The 18,240-nt window shown below is 39.0% G+C and carries 18 protein-coding genes and 4 tRNA genes; 18 read left to right on the top strand and 4 right to left on the bottom strand.

Annotated features, from left to right (window positions below; all coding sequences use genetic code 11):
* Window positions 1-59 precede the first annotated feature (59 nt).
* The 14 genes from pal to ABD009_RS08405 all read left to right on the top strand — a co-directional run bounded on the left by pal (window position 60) and on the right by ABD009_RS08405 (window position 9,929).
* Window positions 60-617: a peptidoglycan-associated lipoprotein Pal gene (pal, locus tag ABD009_RS08470; RefSeq protein ID WP_155694216.1), complete on the top strand. Its 558-nt coding sequence runs from the start codon at window positions 60-62 to the stop codon at window positions 615-617.
* Window positions 618-638: 21 nt separating this feature from the next.
* Window positions 639-1,376, top strand: coding sequence for a tol-pal system protein YbgF (gene ybgF / locus ABD009_RS08465; protein ID WP_343824487.1), 738 nt, complete (start codon window positions 639-641; stop codon window positions 1,374-1,376).
* Window positions 1,377-1,532: 156 nt separating this feature from the next.
* A tRNA-Lys gene (locus tag ABD009_RS08460) sits at window positions 1,533-1,608 on the top strand.
* Between the two features lie 20 nt (window positions 1,609-1,628).
* Window positions 1,629-1,704 (top strand) — tRNA-Lys (locus ABD009_RS08455).
* Window positions 1,705-1,745: 41 nt separating this feature from the next.
* A tRNA-Lys gene (locus ABD009_RS08450) sits at window positions 1,746-1,821 on the top strand.
* A 252-nt stretch (window positions 1,822-2,073) separates the two neighbouring features.
* Entirely contained in the window at window positions 2,074-3,153 is a 1,080-nt protein-coding gene (gene nadA / locus ABD009_RS08445; RefSeq protein ID WP_155694215.1) for a quinolinate synthase NadA, read from the top strand.
* Between the two features lie 209 nt (window positions 3,154-3,362).
* Entirely contained in the window at window positions 3,363-3,833 is a 471-nt protein-coding gene (locus ABD009_RS08440) for a hotdog fold domain-containing protein (RefSeq protein WP_343824483.1), read from the top strand.
* A gap of 129 nt (window positions 3,834-3,962) precedes the next feature.
* Window positions 3,963-4,052, top strand: a tRNA-Ser gene (locus tag ABD009_RS08435).
* A 333-nt stretch (window positions 4,053-4,385) separates the two neighbouring features.
* The gene (locus tag ABD009_RS08430) at window positions 4,386-5,669 is read left to right on the top strand and encodes a hypothetical protein (protein WP_343824481.1); all 1,284 of its coding nucleotides are present in this window, start codon (window positions 4,386-4,388) and stop codon (window positions 5,667-5,669) included.
* A gap of 121 nt (window positions 5,670-5,790) precedes the next feature.
* Window positions 5,791-6,486 (top strand): 3'-5' exonuclease, encoded by a 696-nt coding sequence (locus tag ABD009_RS08425; RefSeq protein ID WP_343824479.1) that lies wholly within the window; start codon window positions 5,791-5,793, stop codon window positions 6,484-6,486.
* A gap of 30 nt (window positions 6,487-6,516) precedes the next feature.
* Window positions 6,517-7,980 carry a DUF2779 domain-containing protein gene (locus ABD009_RS08420; protein WP_343824477.1) on the top strand — a complete coding sequence of 488 codons (1,464 nt, stop codon included), beginning with the start codon at window positions 6,517-6,519 and terminating at the stop codon, window positions 7,978-7,980.
* Window positions 7,981-8,296: 316 nt separating this feature from the next.
* On the top strand, window positions 8,297-8,941 hold the full coding sequence (locus ABD009_RS08415; RefSeq protein WP_343824475.1) for a hypothetical protein: 645 nt from the start codon (window positions 8,297-8,299) through the stop codon (window positions 8,939-8,941).
* Window positions 8,934-9,410 (top strand): hypothetical protein, encoded by a 477-nt coding sequence (locus ABD009_RS08410; protein WP_343824473.1) that lies wholly within the window; start codon window positions 8,934-8,936, stop codon window positions 9,408-9,410. Before ABD009_RS08415 ends, ABD009_RS08410 begins: the two co-directional genes overlap by 8 nt.
* 276 nt (window positions 9,411-9,686) lie before the next feature.
* Complete coding sequence (locus ABD009_RS08405; RefSeq protein ID WP_343824471.1) at window positions 9,687-9,929, top strand: hypothetical protein; 243 nt, start codon at window positions 9,687-9,689, stop codon at window positions 9,927-9,929.
* 117 nt (window positions 9,930-10,046) lie between these two features.
* Here ABD009_RS08405 and ABD009_RS08400 read toward each other — a convergent pair whose 3' ends face one another.
* Both ABD009_RS08400 and ABD009_RS08395 read right to left on the bottom strand, forming a co-directional pair.
* Window positions 10,047-11,030: a helix-turn-helix transcriptional regulator gene (locus tag ABD009_RS08400; protein ID WP_343824468.1), complete on the bottom strand. Its 984-nt coding sequence runs from the start codon at window positions 11,028-11,030 to the stop codon at window positions 10,047-10,049.
* A gap of 10 nt (window positions 11,031-11,040) precedes the next feature.
* A complete protein-coding gene (locus ABD009_RS08395; RefSeq protein ID WP_343824466.1) occupies window positions 11,041-11,409 on the bottom strand; it encodes a hypothetical protein in 369 nt (122 codons plus the stop codon).
* A 104-nt stretch (window positions 11,410-11,513) separates the two neighbouring features.
* On the opposite strand from ABD009_RS08395, the gene ABD009_RS08390 reads away from it, so the two are divergent.
* Window positions 11,514-11,867 (top strand): hypothetical protein, encoded by a 354-nt coding sequence (locus tag ABD009_RS08390; RefSeq protein ID WP_343824464.1) that lies wholly within the window; start codon window positions 11,514-11,516, stop codon window positions 11,865-11,867.
* Between the two features lie 88 nt (window positions 11,868-11,955).
* The gene (locus ABD009_RS08385) at window positions 11,956-12,387 is read left to right on the top strand and encodes a hypothetical protein (protein ID WP_343824462.1); all 432 of its coding nucleotides are present in this window, start codon (window positions 11,956-11,958) and stop codon (window positions 12,385-12,387) included.
* Between the two features lie 37 nt (window positions 12,388-12,424).
* Here ABD009_RS08385 and ABD009_RS08380 read toward each other — a convergent pair whose 3' ends face one another.
* A complete protein-coding gene (locus ABD009_RS08380) occupies window positions 12,425-12,844 on the bottom strand; it encodes a VF530 family protein (RefSeq protein WP_343824460.1) in 420 nt (139 codons plus the stop codon).
* A 131-nt stretch (window positions 12,845-12,975) separates the two neighbouring features.
* On the opposite strand from ABD009_RS08380, the gene ABD009_RS08375 reads away from it, so the two are divergent.
* Entirely contained in the window at window positions 12,976-13,263 is a 288-nt protein-coding gene (locus ABD009_RS08375) for a MazG nucleotide pyrophosphohydrolase domain-containing protein (protein ID WP_343824458.1), read from the top strand.
* Window positions 13,264-13,362: 99 nt separating this feature from the next.
* On the opposite strand, the gene ABD009_RS08370 is transcribed toward ABD009_RS08375, so the two are convergent.
* A complete protein-coding gene (locus ABD009_RS08370) occupies window positions 13,363-15,315 on the bottom strand; it encodes a BCCT family transporter (RefSeq protein ID WP_343824835.1) in 1,953 nt (650 codons plus the stop codon).
* A gap of 212 nt (window positions 15,316-15,527) precedes the next feature.
* Here ABD009_RS08370 and ABD009_RS08365 point away from each other — a divergent pair, with 212 nt between their 5' ends.
* Window positions 15,528-18,182, top strand: a complete 2,655-nt coding sequence (locus ABD009_RS08365; RefSeq protein WP_343824455.1) for a TonB-dependent receptor — start codon at window positions 15,528-15,530, stop codon at window positions 18,180-18,182.
* Window positions 18,183-18,240: the final 58 nt, after the last annotated feature.

Raw genomic sequence — 18,240 nt, 5'->3', positions numbered from 1 at the left:
AACGTTTGGAATAAAACGTTAGTACTAACAACGATTTGTGAATAAAAAGGAAACAAAGAATGCAATTTAGCAAAATTACTAAAGGTCTTTTGATCGCTATCCCAGCTCTTGTTTTAACAGCTTGTGGTTCAAGCTCAGTTGTTAACGATGAAAGCAAAGCGGCGACAAACTCTTCTTCTGAGTCTGTTCAAGCGAGCGGCATGGGCCAAAACGCATCTGCAGTTGAAGTTGCAACAGTAGAAAAAGCACCAACTGTTGAAGAAATGCAACAAGCTAAATTTGAAGCATTACGTCAAGAGCAAACAGTATACTTTGACTTTGATGATTCTAAAGTTGATGCAAAATACTTAGAGCTTTTACAAGCACACGCTGATTACCTAATCAAAAACCCTAACCAAACAGTTATGGTTGAAGGTCACTGTGACGAGCGTGGTACTCCTGAGTACAACATCGCACTTGGTGAACGTCGTGCAAAGGCTGTAGCAACATACCTACAAAACCTAGGTGTAATGCAAAGCCAAATCTCAACGGTATCTTACGGTGAAGAAAAACCTCTTGATTTGTCTCGTACTCAAGATGGCTTCGCTAAAAACCGTCGTTCAGTTTTAGTTTACTAATAAAAAGAGAAGCGACAGTCTATGAGATTAACTCTATTGGCCGTGCTTCTTGCTAGTGGTGCATCTATTGCAGATGCACCCGTTACTGACTTAAGTAATAGTGGTCAGTTATCTGAGCAAGTTTCTCAGCTTAAACGCCTTATACAGGCTAGAGGCGCCGCTCAAGTTAATCTGCAACAGCAGATTAATGATTTACAAGATGAAGTGAGTGAGTTGCGTGGGGTTACCGAAACGCATACTTATAAACTAGAACAGATTGTAGATCGTCAACGTGAGCTCTACCTTGAAATTGAACGTCGCTTAAGCAATGTTCAACAAATGGCACCACAACCAGTGGAGCCAGCAGTAGAAATCCAAAAAAATGAACAATACGGCGGCACGTTAAGTGAAAACGAAGCGTACGATCAAGCTGTAAATCTAATTTTGAAAGAGCGTCGTTACGACGATGCGATTCCAGCGTTCGAAACCTTCATTGATAAATTTCCAAAATCTATCTATATTCCAAATGCGCATTACTGGTTAGGTCAGCTATTATTTAATAAAGCGATGTATCCTGAAGCACAAATGCATTTTGATAAGGTGATTAGTCTTTACCCTGATTCTAATAAACGCAGCGATGCTTTATTAAAACAAGGAACGGTTTTGCAAAAACTTGGCGATAATGCCGGTGCTAAAAAACTTTTCCAACAGGTTGTTGACGAATACCCAGAATCTAATTCTGCAAACTTAGCTAAGTCTAGACTGCTTACAAAGGGCTAGAAAAGTATGTTTTTTGACGCTTTTGTCCAATAATTAGACGAAAGCGCTTAAAATTAAATTATTTTGAAAATATACTTGCACTGAATAATTAAATAAGTATTATATGCGCCCGCAGCAACGGAATGACTAGTCACTCTGAAGCTGTGCAAAAATTGTGGGTCATTAGCTCAGTTGGTAGAGCAGTTGACTTTTAATCAATTGGTCGATGGTTCGAATCCATCATGACCCACCACTTTTTTTGTCCTGTTTGATGGGTCATTAGCTCAGTTGGTAGAGCAGTTGACTTTTAATCAATTGGTCGATGGTTCGAATCCATCATGACCCACCATCAGACAGAAAAGTAAGAAGTAAGACGTACATCCCTAGAGTGGGTCATTAGCTCAGTTGGTAGAGCAGTTGACTTTTAATCAATTGGTCGATGGTTCGAATCCATCATGACCCACCACTTCTAGGATATCTAAGCAGACTAATCTGAGTCTGTTGTTACAAGTCCAAAGCCTTCGTTTTAAAAAAAATTCATTTTTCTTTTTATTCTATTTATTAACCTAATTTTCTAATCACTTTTCAATCTATATTTGGAATTTAAACGTAAAGCTTTCCAACCATGCTTGCTCGTTACTATTACCTGACTATTCCGTGACATTTCTATTACAGCAAGTATAATATCCGAATCATTTTTAGTAGTTATTTTAAGCTTATGAACTCCACAGAATCAGCAGCACAAAACGTTATTCCTTCTACGCCAACAGATTACCCTTTTCCGCCAAAACCGGCTGTGCTTAGCGCACAAGAGCAAGCTGAGTACAAAGAGCGTATTAAAGCGTTATTAAAGCAAAAAAATGCCGTACTAGTTGCTCACTATTACACAGATCCTGAAATTCAGGCTTTAGCAGAAGAAACGGGCGGCTGCGTAGCCGACTCGTTAGAAATGGCTCGATTTGGTAATCAGCACCCGGCGGAAACGTTGATTGTTGCTGGTGTTAAATTCATGGGTGAAACAGCAAAAATTCTTACGCCTGAAAAAACGGTACTAATGCCAACACTTGAAGCGACCTGCTCACTAGACTTAGGTTGCCCAGCAGAGCAGTTCAGCGCCTTTTGTGATCAACACCCTGACCATACTGTTGTTGTCTATGCCAATACGTCTGCAGCGGTTAAAGCAAGAGCTGATTGGGTTGTAACATCAAGCATTGCATTAGAAGTGATTGAGCACGTAGAAGCGGAAGGCAAACCAATTATTTGGGGGCCAGACCGTCACCTAGGTGGTTACATATCAAAACAGACTGGCGTAGACATGTTGCTTTGGAATGGTGAATGTATTGTTCACGATGAATTTAGCTCTAAAGCGTTAAAAGATTTAAAAAACGTGTATCCAGAAGCTGCGGTGTTAGTTCACCCTGAGTCTCCAGCATCGGTTGTAGACTTAGCCGACGCAGTTGGCTCTACATCACAATTGATCAATGCTGCTAATGAAATGGAAAACGATACCTTCATCGTGGCAACGGATCGCGGTATTTTTTATAAGATGCAGCAACTAAACCCAGATAAGACCTTCATTGAAGCTCCAACGGCTGGAAACGGCGCTACATGTAAAAGTTGTGCTCACTGTCCTTGGATGGCAATGAACGGCTTAAAAGCCATTGAAGAGGCTTTAACAGACTCTTCTGGCCATGAAGTGTTTGTTGATGAGTCGTTAGCGGCGGAAGCGATGAAACCTCTGACTAAAATGCTTAACTTTGCTGCAAAAAATAAAGTAGCGCTAAAAGGTAATGCTTAAGCCTTATTCTTGAAGTGTTAAACAAAGGCCGGCTTCTTGTCGGTTTTTTTGTGCCTGTTAAAACAATATTCAAACGATTAACTAGACTCAATGTTTTGGCTTAGGTTTTAGGTGAAGTTAGTAACATAAATTGCTAACATGCATAAAAATTTCAACTGGTAAGATGAGTTGACTAGGGTAATAGAGCCTAGTGAATGGAGAATAAAAAGATGTCAAAACCAAACAAAACCATGGGCATTTACAAAAAGTTATTAAACTGGCCTTTTGGTAAACAAATATTTTCAAAACTAATTTGTAGAATGGCACCGTATTTTGGCACCGTTAAGCCTTTTGTCTCTGACTTAAAAGAACACGAATGTACGGTATTGATCAAAAAAGGTCACCGCGTTCATAACCACATTAAAACAGTACACGTTATCGCTATTTGTAATGGCCTAGAAATGGCGATGGGCGTGATGGCAGAAGCTTCAATCCCTAAACACTTACGTTGGATTCCAAAAGGAATGAGCGTGAACTACACAGCTAAAGCCGGCAGCGACATTAAATGTGTTGCAAAAGTAGATGCAGAAGCATGGAAACCAGGCGACATGCCAGTAGAAGTTAAAGCATACGATACCAACGGCGTTGTAGTAGTTGAAGGTCATATCAACTTGTGGATCTCTGAAAAGCCACAAAAATAAAAAATAATAGGCTGATAAATAGACAGTCAAAAGCATATAGCTTTGTATATGCTTGCCTAATTCTTTGAAAATGAATAGACTAGCCGGGCTTTGAAAAAAGCCAGATTGTAAATGAGACAATCAACCTGCGGAGAGGTGGCTGAGTGGCTGAAGGCGCACGCCTGGAAAGTGTGTTTAGGGTAAAACCTAACGAGGGTTCGAATCCCTCTCTCTCCGCCATAAATTAAAAAAGACCCAGTACTTGTACTGGGTTTTTTAATTTCTAGCCCAAGGAAGTTTCAGAACCCGAGTAGAGGTTCGACTAAATTGTATGGAGCAATTTAGAACGCCTTTAGGCGGCCCGAAGGGTAAAAGGCAGGAGCCTTTTATAATCCCTCTCTCCGCCATCTTTTGTGTATTACACTCTTCTAGGTAACGCTTCCTTTCGTAGACATCACTGAACTTTTTAAGTTCCTCATCTAGTTAAGAATGCCTAGTAAATTGGAGTTGCTTAATTGCGACACATTTCGTCGTAGCTGGCTGGTTTACTTCTCCTAGTTTTTAGGAGGAGTAATGAAGGCTTTTATACCTGGGCAAGCGTTCAAAAATAAAAAATATTATGTGTTCGATAAGCATGGTGTCACTGTGATGAAGCCGTGGCCTTATATGTTGGCGTATCGAAAAACCAAAACCCGTGCATGGAAAGCCATTCGCCCGAAGTTTCGGTTCGGTAAATTCCAAATTCCAAATGAAACTAATACAACAGATTGTTACCGCTGCTACTTAAATGAATTAGATGGACAGAAAATTGAACATGAATGTAAACCAGACCCGCTCATTAGTTATTTAGATACGATACCGAAAGAGATTTTAGAGTTGATAAAAGAGGTAGGGGACAGGCAGTGGCATCTTCTAGCGCTTTTCGCTCGATGCGGAACTGAAGCGATCGAGTTGTATAAGTCCACACCCTCATTAGCATGGATGTTGGCGTCGTCTTGGGCGTTTAAAGATAGGCCTGTGAAAAACCACTTTCGTTCGATTCGTCGGCTGTTAAAGCCAGGTAAGTCGCAACTAAATATTCTAGATTGGTTAGATTTTCCAAGCTATAAACACGTTATCAAGCTGTTAAGAAAAGTGGATATGTCGAATATTGATGTGACTTTCTTTCTTCATTTAAAAACTATCATTGCTAATCAAGTCTCTTTACAAACATTGCGTCATGTTAAGCGCATTGATTACAGTTTAGTTAGGCTATTAGCCGCTCAACCTTATAACTATTCGTATGGTTTCCTGACTCGTTATCAAGTGCTTAGCCGAAATGAGCATTACCAAATAAAAGGTGTCATCAATAATATTGCAGAGAGAGGGCCAATTGAAAAGGCTTTTGATTTAAAGTCATTGAACTTAATTATGGATATGATTGAAGACGAATCTAGCGCGAAAAATACAAAGCCAAAGTGCTTGGGGAGAGTATTGCCAATTCCAGACTATAAACTTCCTGAATCATTCCCTGAAATAGAATATATTGATACTGAAGAGGTTTTGTTTGAAACGTCCAAAAACATGCACAACTGTCTAAGTGACTTTGCTGAAAGTGTCTATTCAAACGAAGTTAATTTTTATCGAATAAATTACGTAAATACGGCTGTATTTTCAATAGTTCCAGGCTCAAACACTCCGTGCTTAGTAACGACAGGCCAAATAGTTATAGACTCGAAAAACAGCAAGCATTGGGTCGTTAACGAAATAAAAGAGACGTGCAACAAAGAGCCTTCTGGTGATGTAATAAAAATTATAGAGAAATGGCTTGATGCAATTAACCGGGTAAACCCTGAGATGAGTTTTGGCATGGTTTAGGTTGATACGGAGTTTTTACTATCAACGCCCTAAAGAAGACCAAGTTGGCGGTAATATAGGTAGCAAGTTATTGAATTATATCTTTAACACAGTGATACTGTTTTAAATAAAAGGAATATTTATGTACGTACTCGGAATAGATTTAGAAACAACCGGACTTTCGTTTGAAGAAGATGAAATCATAGAAATTGGTGCAGTCGTTTGGGATATCGATTCAAACAAGCCAGCTGCAATGCTTAATCATTTGGTCGTGCAACCAGACAAACTTCCTTTAAGTAAAACCATCGTCAACATAACAGGTATCACCGATACCGACTTAACTGAGTTTGGACTTGAAGAAAAATATGCGCTGATGGAGTTTTTAAAGTTGGCTGAAAAGTGCCAGTACATAGTCGCCCATAATGGCAATCACTTTGATAAACCATTTATCGAAAAAGCACTTTCAAGATATTCAATGAATATCAATTTACCCTGGATTGATACTATGTTTGATGTGCCGTTTAAGTCTCGCACAAAAAAGCTAACCTACCTTGCGGCCGAGCATAATTTTTTAAATCCTTTTGCTCATAGAGCGCTCTTTGATGTACTCACTATGCTAAAAGTCTGCAGCGATTATGACTGGCAAGAGATCATTGAACGCGCGCAATCTCCACAAGTTAAAGTGATAGCCAAAGTCTCTAAAGAAGATAGGCAACTAGCAAAAGACCAAGGGTTTCGCTGGGACTCTAAAAATTACGTGTGGTTTAAAGAAATGAAAGAGTGTGACTTGAATAAAAGCAGTTGGGAATTTTCATTTGATGTTGAGCGAAATGGTTAATGAGCACAAGAAATTGTTGAGGCATCGCTAATGTTAAGCAAATCGCAAATCATGCGTGGCTTACAATGTGAGAAGTCATTGTGGTTAAAATCGCATAAGCCAGAAGAGCGTCAACTACCTAACAAGGTGGAAGGACGATTTGAACAGGGCACTTCAATTGGTGAGCTCGCTCAACAACTCTTTCCTGGTGGAGCGTTAGTTGAATTTCATCGCAATAAATTGGAATCGATGTGCTCGCAGACCCAATCGCTAATTGAGCAAGGTGAACACACAATTTATGAGGCGACATTTAAAGGAAATGGAATTTTTGCGAGTGTCGATATCTTACATAAAGACGCTAGAGGCTGGCACATATACGAAGTTAAAGGCTCAACTAAAGTCAAAGGCGTTTATATTCAAGATGCTACTTGTCAGTATTTGACAGTCAAAAAACGCTTAGATATTGCAAGTATTAATATCATTTACGTTAACAACAAGTATATTCGGGCAGGTGATTTAGATATCAAACAACTCTTTTGTATTAAGGACATCACCGTGGACGTGCAAGAATCAGAGCAAAATTTGATCCCTCAAATTGCCCAATTGCAAGATACAAAAAATCAACCAGAAGAGCCTTCTATTGATATCGGTTTGCATTGTTCAAATCCATACCCTTGTGACTTCTCAAAATACTGTCGACGCCACTTACCTAAACCGAATGTATTTAATCTTTATCGTTTAAAAAAAGAGAAAAAATACCAGTATTATCAAAATGGCCTAATCACATATCAACAGGCAAAAGAAAACATAAGACTAAATAAGACGCAAAAACTACAAGTTAATACTTATTTGGATAAAAGTACGCACTTAGAGATTAAGAAAATTCAAGCGTTCGTATGCAGCGTTGAGTTTCCAATCAGTTATTTTGACTTTGAAACTTTTAATGAAGCTATCCCAAGATTTGATGGACAGCGTCCTTACCAACAAATGCCGTTTCAATATTCATTGCATATTCAAGAGCAATCCGGTGCAATAAGTCACAAAGAGTTTTTAGCCGACGAACATTATGATCCTCGAAAAGCGATAGCTGAAGCGATGCTAGCTGATTTGCCAAAAACAGGCTCAATAATGGCATTTAATCAGTCTTTCGAAATTAGTCGCATTAAAGAGTTGGCGCAATATTTACCAGAGCACAAAGACGCTTTGTTGGCGCTCATTCCTCGTTTTGTTGACTTAATAGAGCCCTTCAGGAAATTAGGTTTTTATCATCCTGATTTTCATGGTTCATTTTCTATCAAAGCGATTTTACCAGCTATGTTCCCAAACGATCCCGACTTAGATTATAAAAGTTTAGAAATTCAAAATGGTGGTATGGCGATGGACACATTTGCGAACTTACCAAGACTAAAAAAACCGAGGCAACGAGAACAAATCAGGAAAGCCTTGTTAGAGTATTGCAAGTTGGATACGTGGGCGATGGTGAAGATTTTCGACAAATTGCGTCGAATAAAATGAGGTAGATATTATTAACACTTTTAAACTAACAATAAAACCCGCCAGCAAAGTAAAAGGAAGCGCTTTTGATTTTTGTAAAAAAAATGACCTAGTTGGTATTGGTTGGTCACGTGCATATGAAAAATCGCAGCCTAATAATATTAAGGGCGCGGAAGTTTTATTAAAAAGTAAATTTAAAAAAGTACCAACGCAGGTTAAATATTTTTTAGAGAAGCCAAAGCTTGGTGACCATTTTTGGTTACAGAAAGGAGGGGATTACTATCTTTGTAAAGTTAAAAGTGATCCCTTACTCATTAATGAGATTGATAACCAAGTTGTGTCAAAGTTATTGGAATTAGATCTTGGTCACTTCTACAAAGTTAAATGGGTTAGAGTGCCTCGGGATTTTATATTAGGTTCTGTACTAAGAGGAACTATTGCAAGGAGAACAGTACAAGCAATAAAGCTTACGGCTATAGAATATAAATACAATGAATGGCTTTTTAATAAAGTTTTCAATAAAGAACCACTGGAACGGCTAATCGATATCGCAGCAATAGAGGCCAGTGATTTGAAATTTAATATCAATGACTTTTTTAGCATAATAGGGGATTTAGAATTAGAGGATTTAGTTGCGAGTTACATCCAAGTTACCCGAAACGCAGTGTTATTAAAGTCATCAACTTTTAAGGCGAACCCAAAGTTTGAATTCCATTTAAATACAAAAGGTAAAACATTATTAGTCTCTGTAAAGTCAGGAAAAGGCGAAACTTTAAAGATTGGAAGTTTTGTAAGTGACGTAAGGTCTACAACAGAAGTTGTTCTATTTTCTACCGCGAACACTCCCTATAGTGGTGATGATATTAACGGCGTGACAACGTTACAAAAAAATGAATTATATCAGTGGGCATGTCAAAATTTATGGGCGTTGCCAAAACCTTTTGTACTTAAATTATTACACTATGGAGAGATTAATGAGTGAATTAGATAAAGTCGAGTCTATGACAAATCGTATTGAACAATTGTATACAGAAATAGAAAATGAGATGGTTAAATATGACGACTTTGATTTTCCAGAAGGAAGCCTAATTACTAAATTGAACGAAGAGCGAAAGTCATTAACAATAGAACGAGCGTTGCTTTGGCGCAAATTAAAGTCTAATGGCGAAATGCTTTATACAAATCAAGAAATAATCATGGATAAACTTAATGAATCCTTCCCAAATGTCAAGAGTGGTGAGCGAGTAGAGCTTTTTGGTGAATCCTATATCAAAAGATTTCAACCAGTTGAGCTAAATAAAACAGGAAAGAAGGTAAAAAAATACTGGCCATATTGGTTAAGACTTAATGAACGTAGAAAGATTGATGAAAGTTGGAAAACGAATATTCACCAGATGTGGCCAGATATGTTTTTAATAAAGGCTGACAGAAACAAGGCTTCAAAGTATTAATCACGCTCGTTCGACTACGAGCCAGAAAAAGTCAGCTACGAGCGACCAACGAACATTGAAGTATTTTATTTTGATACTGTCTTAATACTCAGAATCAACGAGATTCCCTTATATTTAGGAAAATGAATAATTTGCATATTTTTGTCCTTAGAACACTTTACACACTTTTAATTATTGGCCTAGCTAGCAAATGGTTAGATAGTTTGATAAAAATGTTGTAATCAGAAACGTGAGCAATAACGCACTATTAAATTGTTAAGTGCTATAAGGAAACATATGGCGACTAAAGAAGATTTACCAGGCTGGGTGGAGGCCGCGCTAAAACACCACGGTGGCAGAGCTCGGCTAATAGACGTTGCAAAGTATATCTGGAAACATTACGAATCAGACCTTAGGGCTTCCGGCGATCTGTTTTATAAATGGCAATACGATATGCGTTGGGCTGCTAATCAATTGCGCCGTACAGGAATTATGGAATCAACAGATGTTTCTCCAACCGGGGTATGGGAACTTGCGTAACGATACGCAAGCATCGAGTAATGCACTTAACAAATTGCAGCAGTGCGCACCTTCGGTGTCTGACGCTAGTAACTCGCGCCGCCGTACAAAGCGTTACCAATGTCCGAAATTGGCAAGTTACTGATTCAGCGCCACGCCTTCCAGAGCTTTTTTCATCACGCGTTCTTTTAACACTGCGGGGCCGATAATTTTTATATTTTGAAGTTGACTCAATAGCCAGTTTTCTAACTCAACGGTATGCATCACCGACATAGTGGCTTTGCTCCAAGTTTCATCGAGTTCTTCAATGACTTGTGTTTCATCAAACACACTCTCGTCGAGCAGTTGTTTTACATAGCCTTTGGCGTGAAATTCAACGTCTATTTTTTGTTTCGATAGCGTCACTGCAGTCGCTTGATCATCAACATACTTGCTCATGTTGATACTGTCAGAAAAAGTCTCATTGGATAATTCTGAATCATTAATGCGATGGACGAGTATGTTCCTGACATTTTTGAAACCTTCGTATATACAAGCCAATACCAGTTTTTTATCTCTAATCACGACGCCTAGTGGCTTTATTTTGTAGATTTTAGGCTTGTTCGCATATTTGATGTGCAAAACACGTTTTTGCATTAATGCGGTATAGACATTGTCGATTGTCGTTTGATTGATTTCATTGGGTGTCGGTGTAAATGAGGGTGGCATTGTTTGCACTAAACTTGGCCAATTCTGTGTATCGGGATCGCGCTTGAGAACATCGTCGGATTTCTTGAACAATGCATTCAACTTTTCAAAGCTCGTGCTTGGCAGAAACAATTTTAAGTGCTGCTGAACCAGCTTTAAAGACAATGCTTCTTCTGCGCTCAACGCAGGAATAAATTGGAAGCTTGAATCAAATGCAAAGGACCATTTATATCCATCAGGCGAATCGCCAAAGGTTAATCCCACTACTTCGGTTAAAGCCATTAAATCTCGTTCAACTGTACGTTTTGACACGCCTGCGCTAATGGTATTTAAGTGCGCGCAAACATCTTTTGAATGAATAAATCTAGGATAAACAGGCACCACTTTTAACATTTCTAAAATGCGGTGAAGCGTGGAAATTGTTTTTGCTGGCATGTTGTATCCTTTAATAACCTGTATCACTAAATACGCGATAATGAGGGTCGGCTTTCCATAAAACTCGGCAATCTTCGAGCTCAAAATGTGCTTTTATTTTTTGCTTATATGTCGAAGTGAACAAGGACTTGTCCATATAGACAATAGCACGGCGATTCGGTTGAGAAAAAACGACGCGGCCACGTGGATACTCCTGATATTCACTTGCACGCAGCTCTTTATATTCGGGTAAATATAATTGGTGCGATTCCCATTCGGTGATGTGTTGAAAAGGGCTGTCGATGAGTCCCATTGAGTCAACGGCAAGCGCTGAGCTTGCTATGGATCTTGCAATAAGGTTCTGCTGGTAAAACCAAAAAATACCGACTTTGATAATCAACTTCCTATTCTGATGAATCTATTAATGCAATTAGATTACGTTTTCTTGCGACATATTGTGTCGCCAGCCTGATTAAAATACATGAAAAAAAGGAGGCTGTGAAGATGATTAATATGACAGGTGCAAGGTTTAGCCGAGGTAATGAAAACGAAACGTCTGAGTTTGCAATAGTTCGTATTCGGCAATTGCTTAAACAATTTGATTCGGTGGTTACTGATCAAAGCTTTACCATGGAATACAGTAGAGAAGTAAGTCTATGCCTGGATAACGCGACAGAAAGTAATTCAAACTCTATTTTAAACTGTTGTAGCAACAAACTGGTTACATGTGCTCAAAGCAAAACCAAGCGCGATTTAACGCTCAATTACGACTATAGCCAGTGGGATATTTCAGACGAGCAGTATTCTAAGTTTAAGTCATCAGGCTTCTTTGACTTGATACTCTCTCTGGCCCAATAAAAGACTAGCGGCCACCCACATATTTATTGCTCAATAAAAACCAGCTAGTTAAACTAACTAAACATACTTTCAAAAAAATCGAAATATAATGTTGAATCAATTTGAGTTGATACCAGACGGCGAGTATCCAAGTTTAGGTCCAGTATTTGATGTGGTAGTTGATGGCGAATCTTTGTTGTCAAAAGTCACGGAGTTTGAACTGCGTTACAGTGATTCTATTAATGGTAGTTATGTCCCAGGCCTCAATACTGTAGGCTTAAATCGGTCAATGTTAGAAACGCCGGGCAGGATTTTTCCGTTAGTATGTGGCTGCGGTGAATGGCAATGTTGGGTACTAAGCGTGGAAGTAAGTTTTTGTGAAGACTTTGTATACTGGAACCAATGGAGCAACCCAAACCGAGACGATAAATCAAAAAAAGCCGATGGTTTGTATTGGAGTTACAAAGAGTTTCCTGCGTTAGTGTTTGATAAAAAGGATTATCTTAGAAAAGTACAAGCGGCTATTGAACTGCTTACATAAATTGATACAAGCAGTTCAAATCAAGGTTCGTAAGCTTCTAAACGCCCCAAGGGTTAAAGTCAGTTGAACGTTTCTGACGAATCGCTCTGGCCGCATTTTTCTTTTGTTTGTTATATTCTACACGCTCTGCGTCTTCTAAGCTCAACTCACGAGGCTCTCTCGGCTTATCTGTCAACGGTACGATTCTATCACGAGGTGGCTTGTCGTACTCTGAATCATCAGGCTTTGGTAAGTTTTTAAGTTTATATAAATAAAACGCCTCTAACTTTTCTCGCGCCCATTCAGTCTTCTTTAAGAACTTTATGCTCGATTCAATCGTTGGTCTGTTTTTAAAACACGCAAGTTTGAGGTAAGCAAAAAGAATTTCAAACCCGTAATGTTCTACTAACTCTGTAACGACCTGCTCAAGGCTGGTTCCATGTAATGGATTATTTTGATAAATTTCTTCTGTGCTCATTATGATGTACCTGTAACTCTTTGAACTAAAACGATGTGTGCAATCAAACCAGCTTGAGCACACCTTAATGCGGCTTATTATAACATAGCAAAGCTCGTTAAAAACGATCCAACTTTTTATAAGGCAATAAAATGAACATTAATGACATGGCAAAACGCAATTATGATTGGGTCGAGAAAATGGGCTGGCACAATAACAAGTCGGTTTTAGAAGCCTTAGCGTTAATATCTTCAGAAGTTGGAGAGGCCGTTAATGAATGCAGAGGCGAAAAACCAACCGCTGCGTTTGGTGAAGAGCTGGCGGATATAGTACTCAGAGTAATGGACTTAGCTCATTGGCAGGGTGTTGATTTAGAAAAAGAGCTGTTAGCTAAAATGGATAAAAATGATCAACGAGGTTCAAGAGGGCGATTAAAATAATCGTGAATTTTACGTTAAGCTAATCGGAACCATAACCGTGTAATTATTTAAATAAGACACGATTATGGCCCGGCTCAGAGAAGTGTTTCGCGTGGTTATTTAACGAAGCAAATGTAAAAAGTGAAGATGCTTGTGGTACTGGTCAATAATATTATTGATCACAGCCGCTTGTGACCAACCCATAATATCGTAATCTTGCCCACCTTCTACTAAGTGAACTTCTGCTCGATAATACGTTTGTTCGTCATCATCATCGTCACTTACAAAATCAGGTTGAGAATACTTTCTAGCCACTACCTGATAAATGAAACGTTGTTCATCACCATGTTCAACAATCAAGCTTAAGCCTTTTTCGTCAGAAATAGTGACTTCAATGTGTTTCTCTTTTAACTCTTTTTCCACCATTAAAAAGGCTGGAGCAACGGTGTCTTTAATAAACTTGTTAACATTCAGCTTATTTGGAAAGGCGACAATGTTACTTAATCTTGCTTGCCAGTCATCGGTATGTTCACTGCTTGAGCGTGGCATTTCGGTTACTAAGTAACTTTCTTGCTTAAATGCCTCTACTCGCAAGGCTTTAATTAAGCCTAATATAGCTAATAACAATACAACAGCAAAAGGTAAAGCACTTGCTATGGTCATGGTTTGAAGGGCGCTTAAGCCACCAACCAGTAACAAAATAGCGGCCACAATGCCTATACCAATTGCCCAATATACACGTTGCCATAATGGAGTGTCGTTTTTGCCGTGAGAACAAAGCATATCAACAACCATGGCACCTGAGTCACAAGACGTAACAAAGAAGATAATGATCATCAAAACGCTAAAAAAGGATAAAACTTGTGTTAGCGGGAAGTTATCTAAAAATACAAAAAGTGCGACGGAGGAGTCTTTACTGATCATTTCACCGAGCTCAACAACACCTTGGTTGTAGACGAGATCAATGGCACTGTTACCAAAAATCGTCATCCAGAATAATGTGAATACCGTTGGAATTAACATAACGCCTAATATGAATTCACGAATAGTACGACCACGTGAAATTCGGGCGATAAACAATCCCACAAATGGTGCCCATGCTAACCACCAACCCCAATAAAAAATTGTCCAACCACCAATCCAGTTGGTTTTCTTATATGCAAAGAGGTTAAAGGTATTGTGGATAATGTCAGAAAGATAAGCGCCAACATTCTGTAAATAGGCTTTAAGTAAAAAGACTGTTGGGCCTAACAAAAAGATAAGCAGCAATAAAGTAATAGCTAAAATCATATTAGCTTCAGAGAGTCGCCTTATGCCTTTATCTAATCCTGTAGCAACAGAAATTACCGCTAAGGCAGTAATAAAACACATGATCAATATTTGGTTAGTGGTTGAAACGTTAATGCCAAATAAATAACCAAAACCTGAGTTTACTTGAGAGGCACCTAAACCAAGCGATGTAGCAACACCAAAGACTGTACCTACGACTGCAAAAATATCCACCGCATGCCCTGGCCATTTATAAATTTTGTCACCTATTAATGGATAAAGAGCAGACCTTAAGGTTAAAGGTAAGTTATGTCGGTAACTGAAGTAAGCCAATACTAACGCAACCACGGCATAAATAGCCCAAGCATGAAAACCCCAATGGAAGAAGGTCATTTTCATTGCTTCTTTAACGGCTTCAATTGAGCCTTTGTCTGCTGTAGGCGGCGCTAAATAATGCATAAGTGGCTCGGCAACACCAAAAAACATTAAGCCAATGCCCATGCCCGCGGCAAACAACATAGATAGCCAAGTTTTTAAAGAGTAGTCCGGAGTTGCATGATCAGGACCTAAGCGAATATCCCCATATTTAGATAAGCCTAAAAAAGAGACAAAAAAGAAAATAAAGGCAACGGTTAAAACATAAAACCAACTGCCGTTATCTACAATTGAAGATTGCATAACGGAGAACAAAGATTGCGCTTGGTCAGGTAATAACGCGGTAAATAAGAGTAACGCTATGATTATTGACGATGCACCAAAAAATACATTTTTATTCAAGTGACTCTGAGACGACTGACTCAAGATGTTCCCCTTCCATTAATTTGTATAGATAGTATATTAATCATATAGATATCTGCAATCACTCACCTCTACTAATATCTCTTTAAATAAAATTGTTATATTTATTAAGACTTTGAAAAGAATGAAAAGTTAGCCTATAGTCATATAACTTAGTACACATCTAATTTGAACACTAAAAATAATTACATACTGATCCAAACTCAAGGGATACTAAAATGAAACTAACAAAACTGCATTGTGCTGTATTAACAGCGTTTGCTACCTCAGGATACGCAAGTGCTGAGGAAATTGAACCGCAAGACAAAGCAAAGATAGAAGTCATTAATGTCACCGCAACTAAACGAACCGAGTCGATACAAGACGTTCCTGTCACTGTTACCGCAATTTCTGGAGAAAGTTTAGAAAAACTGGGAGTGGCGAGTTTTGATGAGTATGTAGAGTTTTTGCCAAACGTTGTATTCCAAGGCACAGGCCCTGGGCAAAATGAAATTTATATCCGTGGTGCTGCAACAACACAAACCAGCATTGCCGTTTCTTCAGTTCAAGCATTACAACCTTCCGTTGCATTTTATTTAGATGAACAGCCAGTTTCAATGCAAGGTCGTAACTTAGACATTTATGCCACCGACGTTGAGCGTGTAGAAGTATTGCCAGGTCCACAAGGTACATTGTTTGGAGCAAGTTCACAGTCAGGTACGGTGCGCCTTATTACTAAAAAACCAAGTCATGATGGTTTTGAAGCTGGTTTTGATACTAGTTTTAGAAGCACAAAAGGCGGCGATATTAGTAACTCGGTAGAGGCTTATTTTAATATGTCTTTGCGTGATGACTTAGCTGTGAGAGTGGTTGCTTTTAACGACTTTCAAGGCGGCTGGATTGATAACATTCTAAATGTACCTGGTGAGGGGGGGTATATAGGTAGTGCGGAAGTTATTAGCCGTATTTCAAATGATGCTTTAACCAACCCAGGAAGTGTTCCAGTTATTTCGCCTAAAAACGATACGCTGGTTGAAGACAACACTAATACAGCAAATTATGCAGGCACCAGAATTGGACTTTCATACCTTATTAATGACGACTGGGACCTGTTAGTTCAGCATACTCAGCAGTCATTGGATACGGAAGGGGTATTTGCCTACGATCCTAATCTTGAAGGTGAGTCATCAACAAATAGGTTTGTACCAGAGAACAATAATGATGACTTTGGTTTAACCACTTGGACTTTAGAAGGTCGACTAGAGCACTTAGATTTAGTGTATACAGGCGGCTATTTAGATAGAGAAATTAACTCAACAATCGATTATACCGGTTACACCAATGGTGGCTCTTTTGCAGCTTATTACGCTTGTAATTATGCCGGTGCACCAGAAACTCAAATCTGTGTAGACCCAACTAAGTTTTACAAAGAAGAAACTGAAACTTCACGTGTTACCCACGAATTACGCTTTAATACCACAGGTGACAATGATTGGCGCGTAACGGCTGGTGTATTTTACGACTCACAGGAAGTATCAACGGTTGGCCTATTTCAATTAGGTAATACAGACCTACCTTATTTCACTGACCTACAGAAAGAGTTAAAAGGTACAGATGGCATAAATAGCGACGGCGGCCCATTCTCATCTGAAATTAGCTTCGTCAATGATATTACTCATACCATTGATCAGATTGCATTTTTTGGACAGTTTGAATACGACATTTCTGATACAGTGACGGCAAGTTTTGGTGCTCGTTGGTACGAGATTGAAGATAAGTTTAAAGGCGCCACATCTACGGTTGACGTAAGTGGTCGACTACAAGCTTACGGTGATGGAAGTGACGCAGCCTTAACTGAATTTTTTGGTGCAGCTGAAGCTGAAGCAATCCAAGCGGCAATTGCAAATGGCCAGCTCGATACGAGCCTGTTAGATAGTGACGGGACGCTGACGGTAGATGACACCATTATAAAGGCGTCGGTAGATTGGAAAGTGAATAAAGACGTACTCTTGTTTGCTTCTTACTCAGAAGGTTTTAGACCACCGGTTACCAACCGTGTTGGTGGTGGTTTAGCTAAAAATCAGCAAGGCGCCTTTGACGGTTTCCGCATTCCTGTTTATTCCACAACCGACAGCTTAGACAACTTTGAAGTTGGTTTTAAATCAACATTACTAGATCAAAACCTAAGGTTAAATGCAACGGCATATTACTCAGACATTTCGGATCTGCAAACATCTCGATTTGACCCAACTAATATTAGCTTCTTAGTATTTACTGACAATGTTGGTGACGCTGAAATTAGAGGTATTGATGGTGACTTCAGTTATGTCGCTACTGACAATTTAATATTATCAGGCGCCTTTAGTTTAATTGACAGTGAATTAACTTCTGTAAACCCAGAGCTTGATGGCATTGCTCCACCGGTTGGTAGCCAATTGCCCTACTCAGCTGAACTTTCTGGTAACTTGCAAGCTCAGTACTACTTTGAACTTGATGGCGACTTAACGGGCTTTGTAAACGGCTCTGTTAGCTATACAGGTGATAGATACACAGGCATGACAATGGATGCATATGTATTAGAAGATGCAACAAACCTTGTTTATGGTACCGGTTCAGGTTTAGATATTAAACGCGAAGCTGAATTGTTCACAGGTGTGAATTACACAGATAGCAATGGCAATGCTTTTGCTGGTGGTCGTTATGTTCAAGACAGCTACGTATTAGCCAATATAGCCATAGGTGTGACTAATGATACCTGGAAAGCTGAGTTTTTTATTAATAACATAACGGACGAAAGTGCGATATTGTATGTTGATACTCAGCAGTTTACGCCAAAAGTTGTTACGAATCGCCCAATGACCGTTGGGTTTAGGTTCTCGTACGACTTCTATTGATAAATTAAGATTGTCATTTGTGGCATAAAAAAGCCGCTAGAGATTATTCTTTAGCGGT

Origin of the sequence: Psychrosphaera haliotis (assembly GCF_039523615.1) — a bacterium.
Taxonomy (GTDB): domain Bacteria; phylum Pseudomonadota; class Gammaproteobacteria; order Enterobacterales; family Alteromonadaceae; genus Psychrosphaera; species Psychrosphaera haliotis.
Note: the sequence above shows the minus strand (reverse complement) of the source record. Positions and strands in the feature narration are given on the sequence as shown.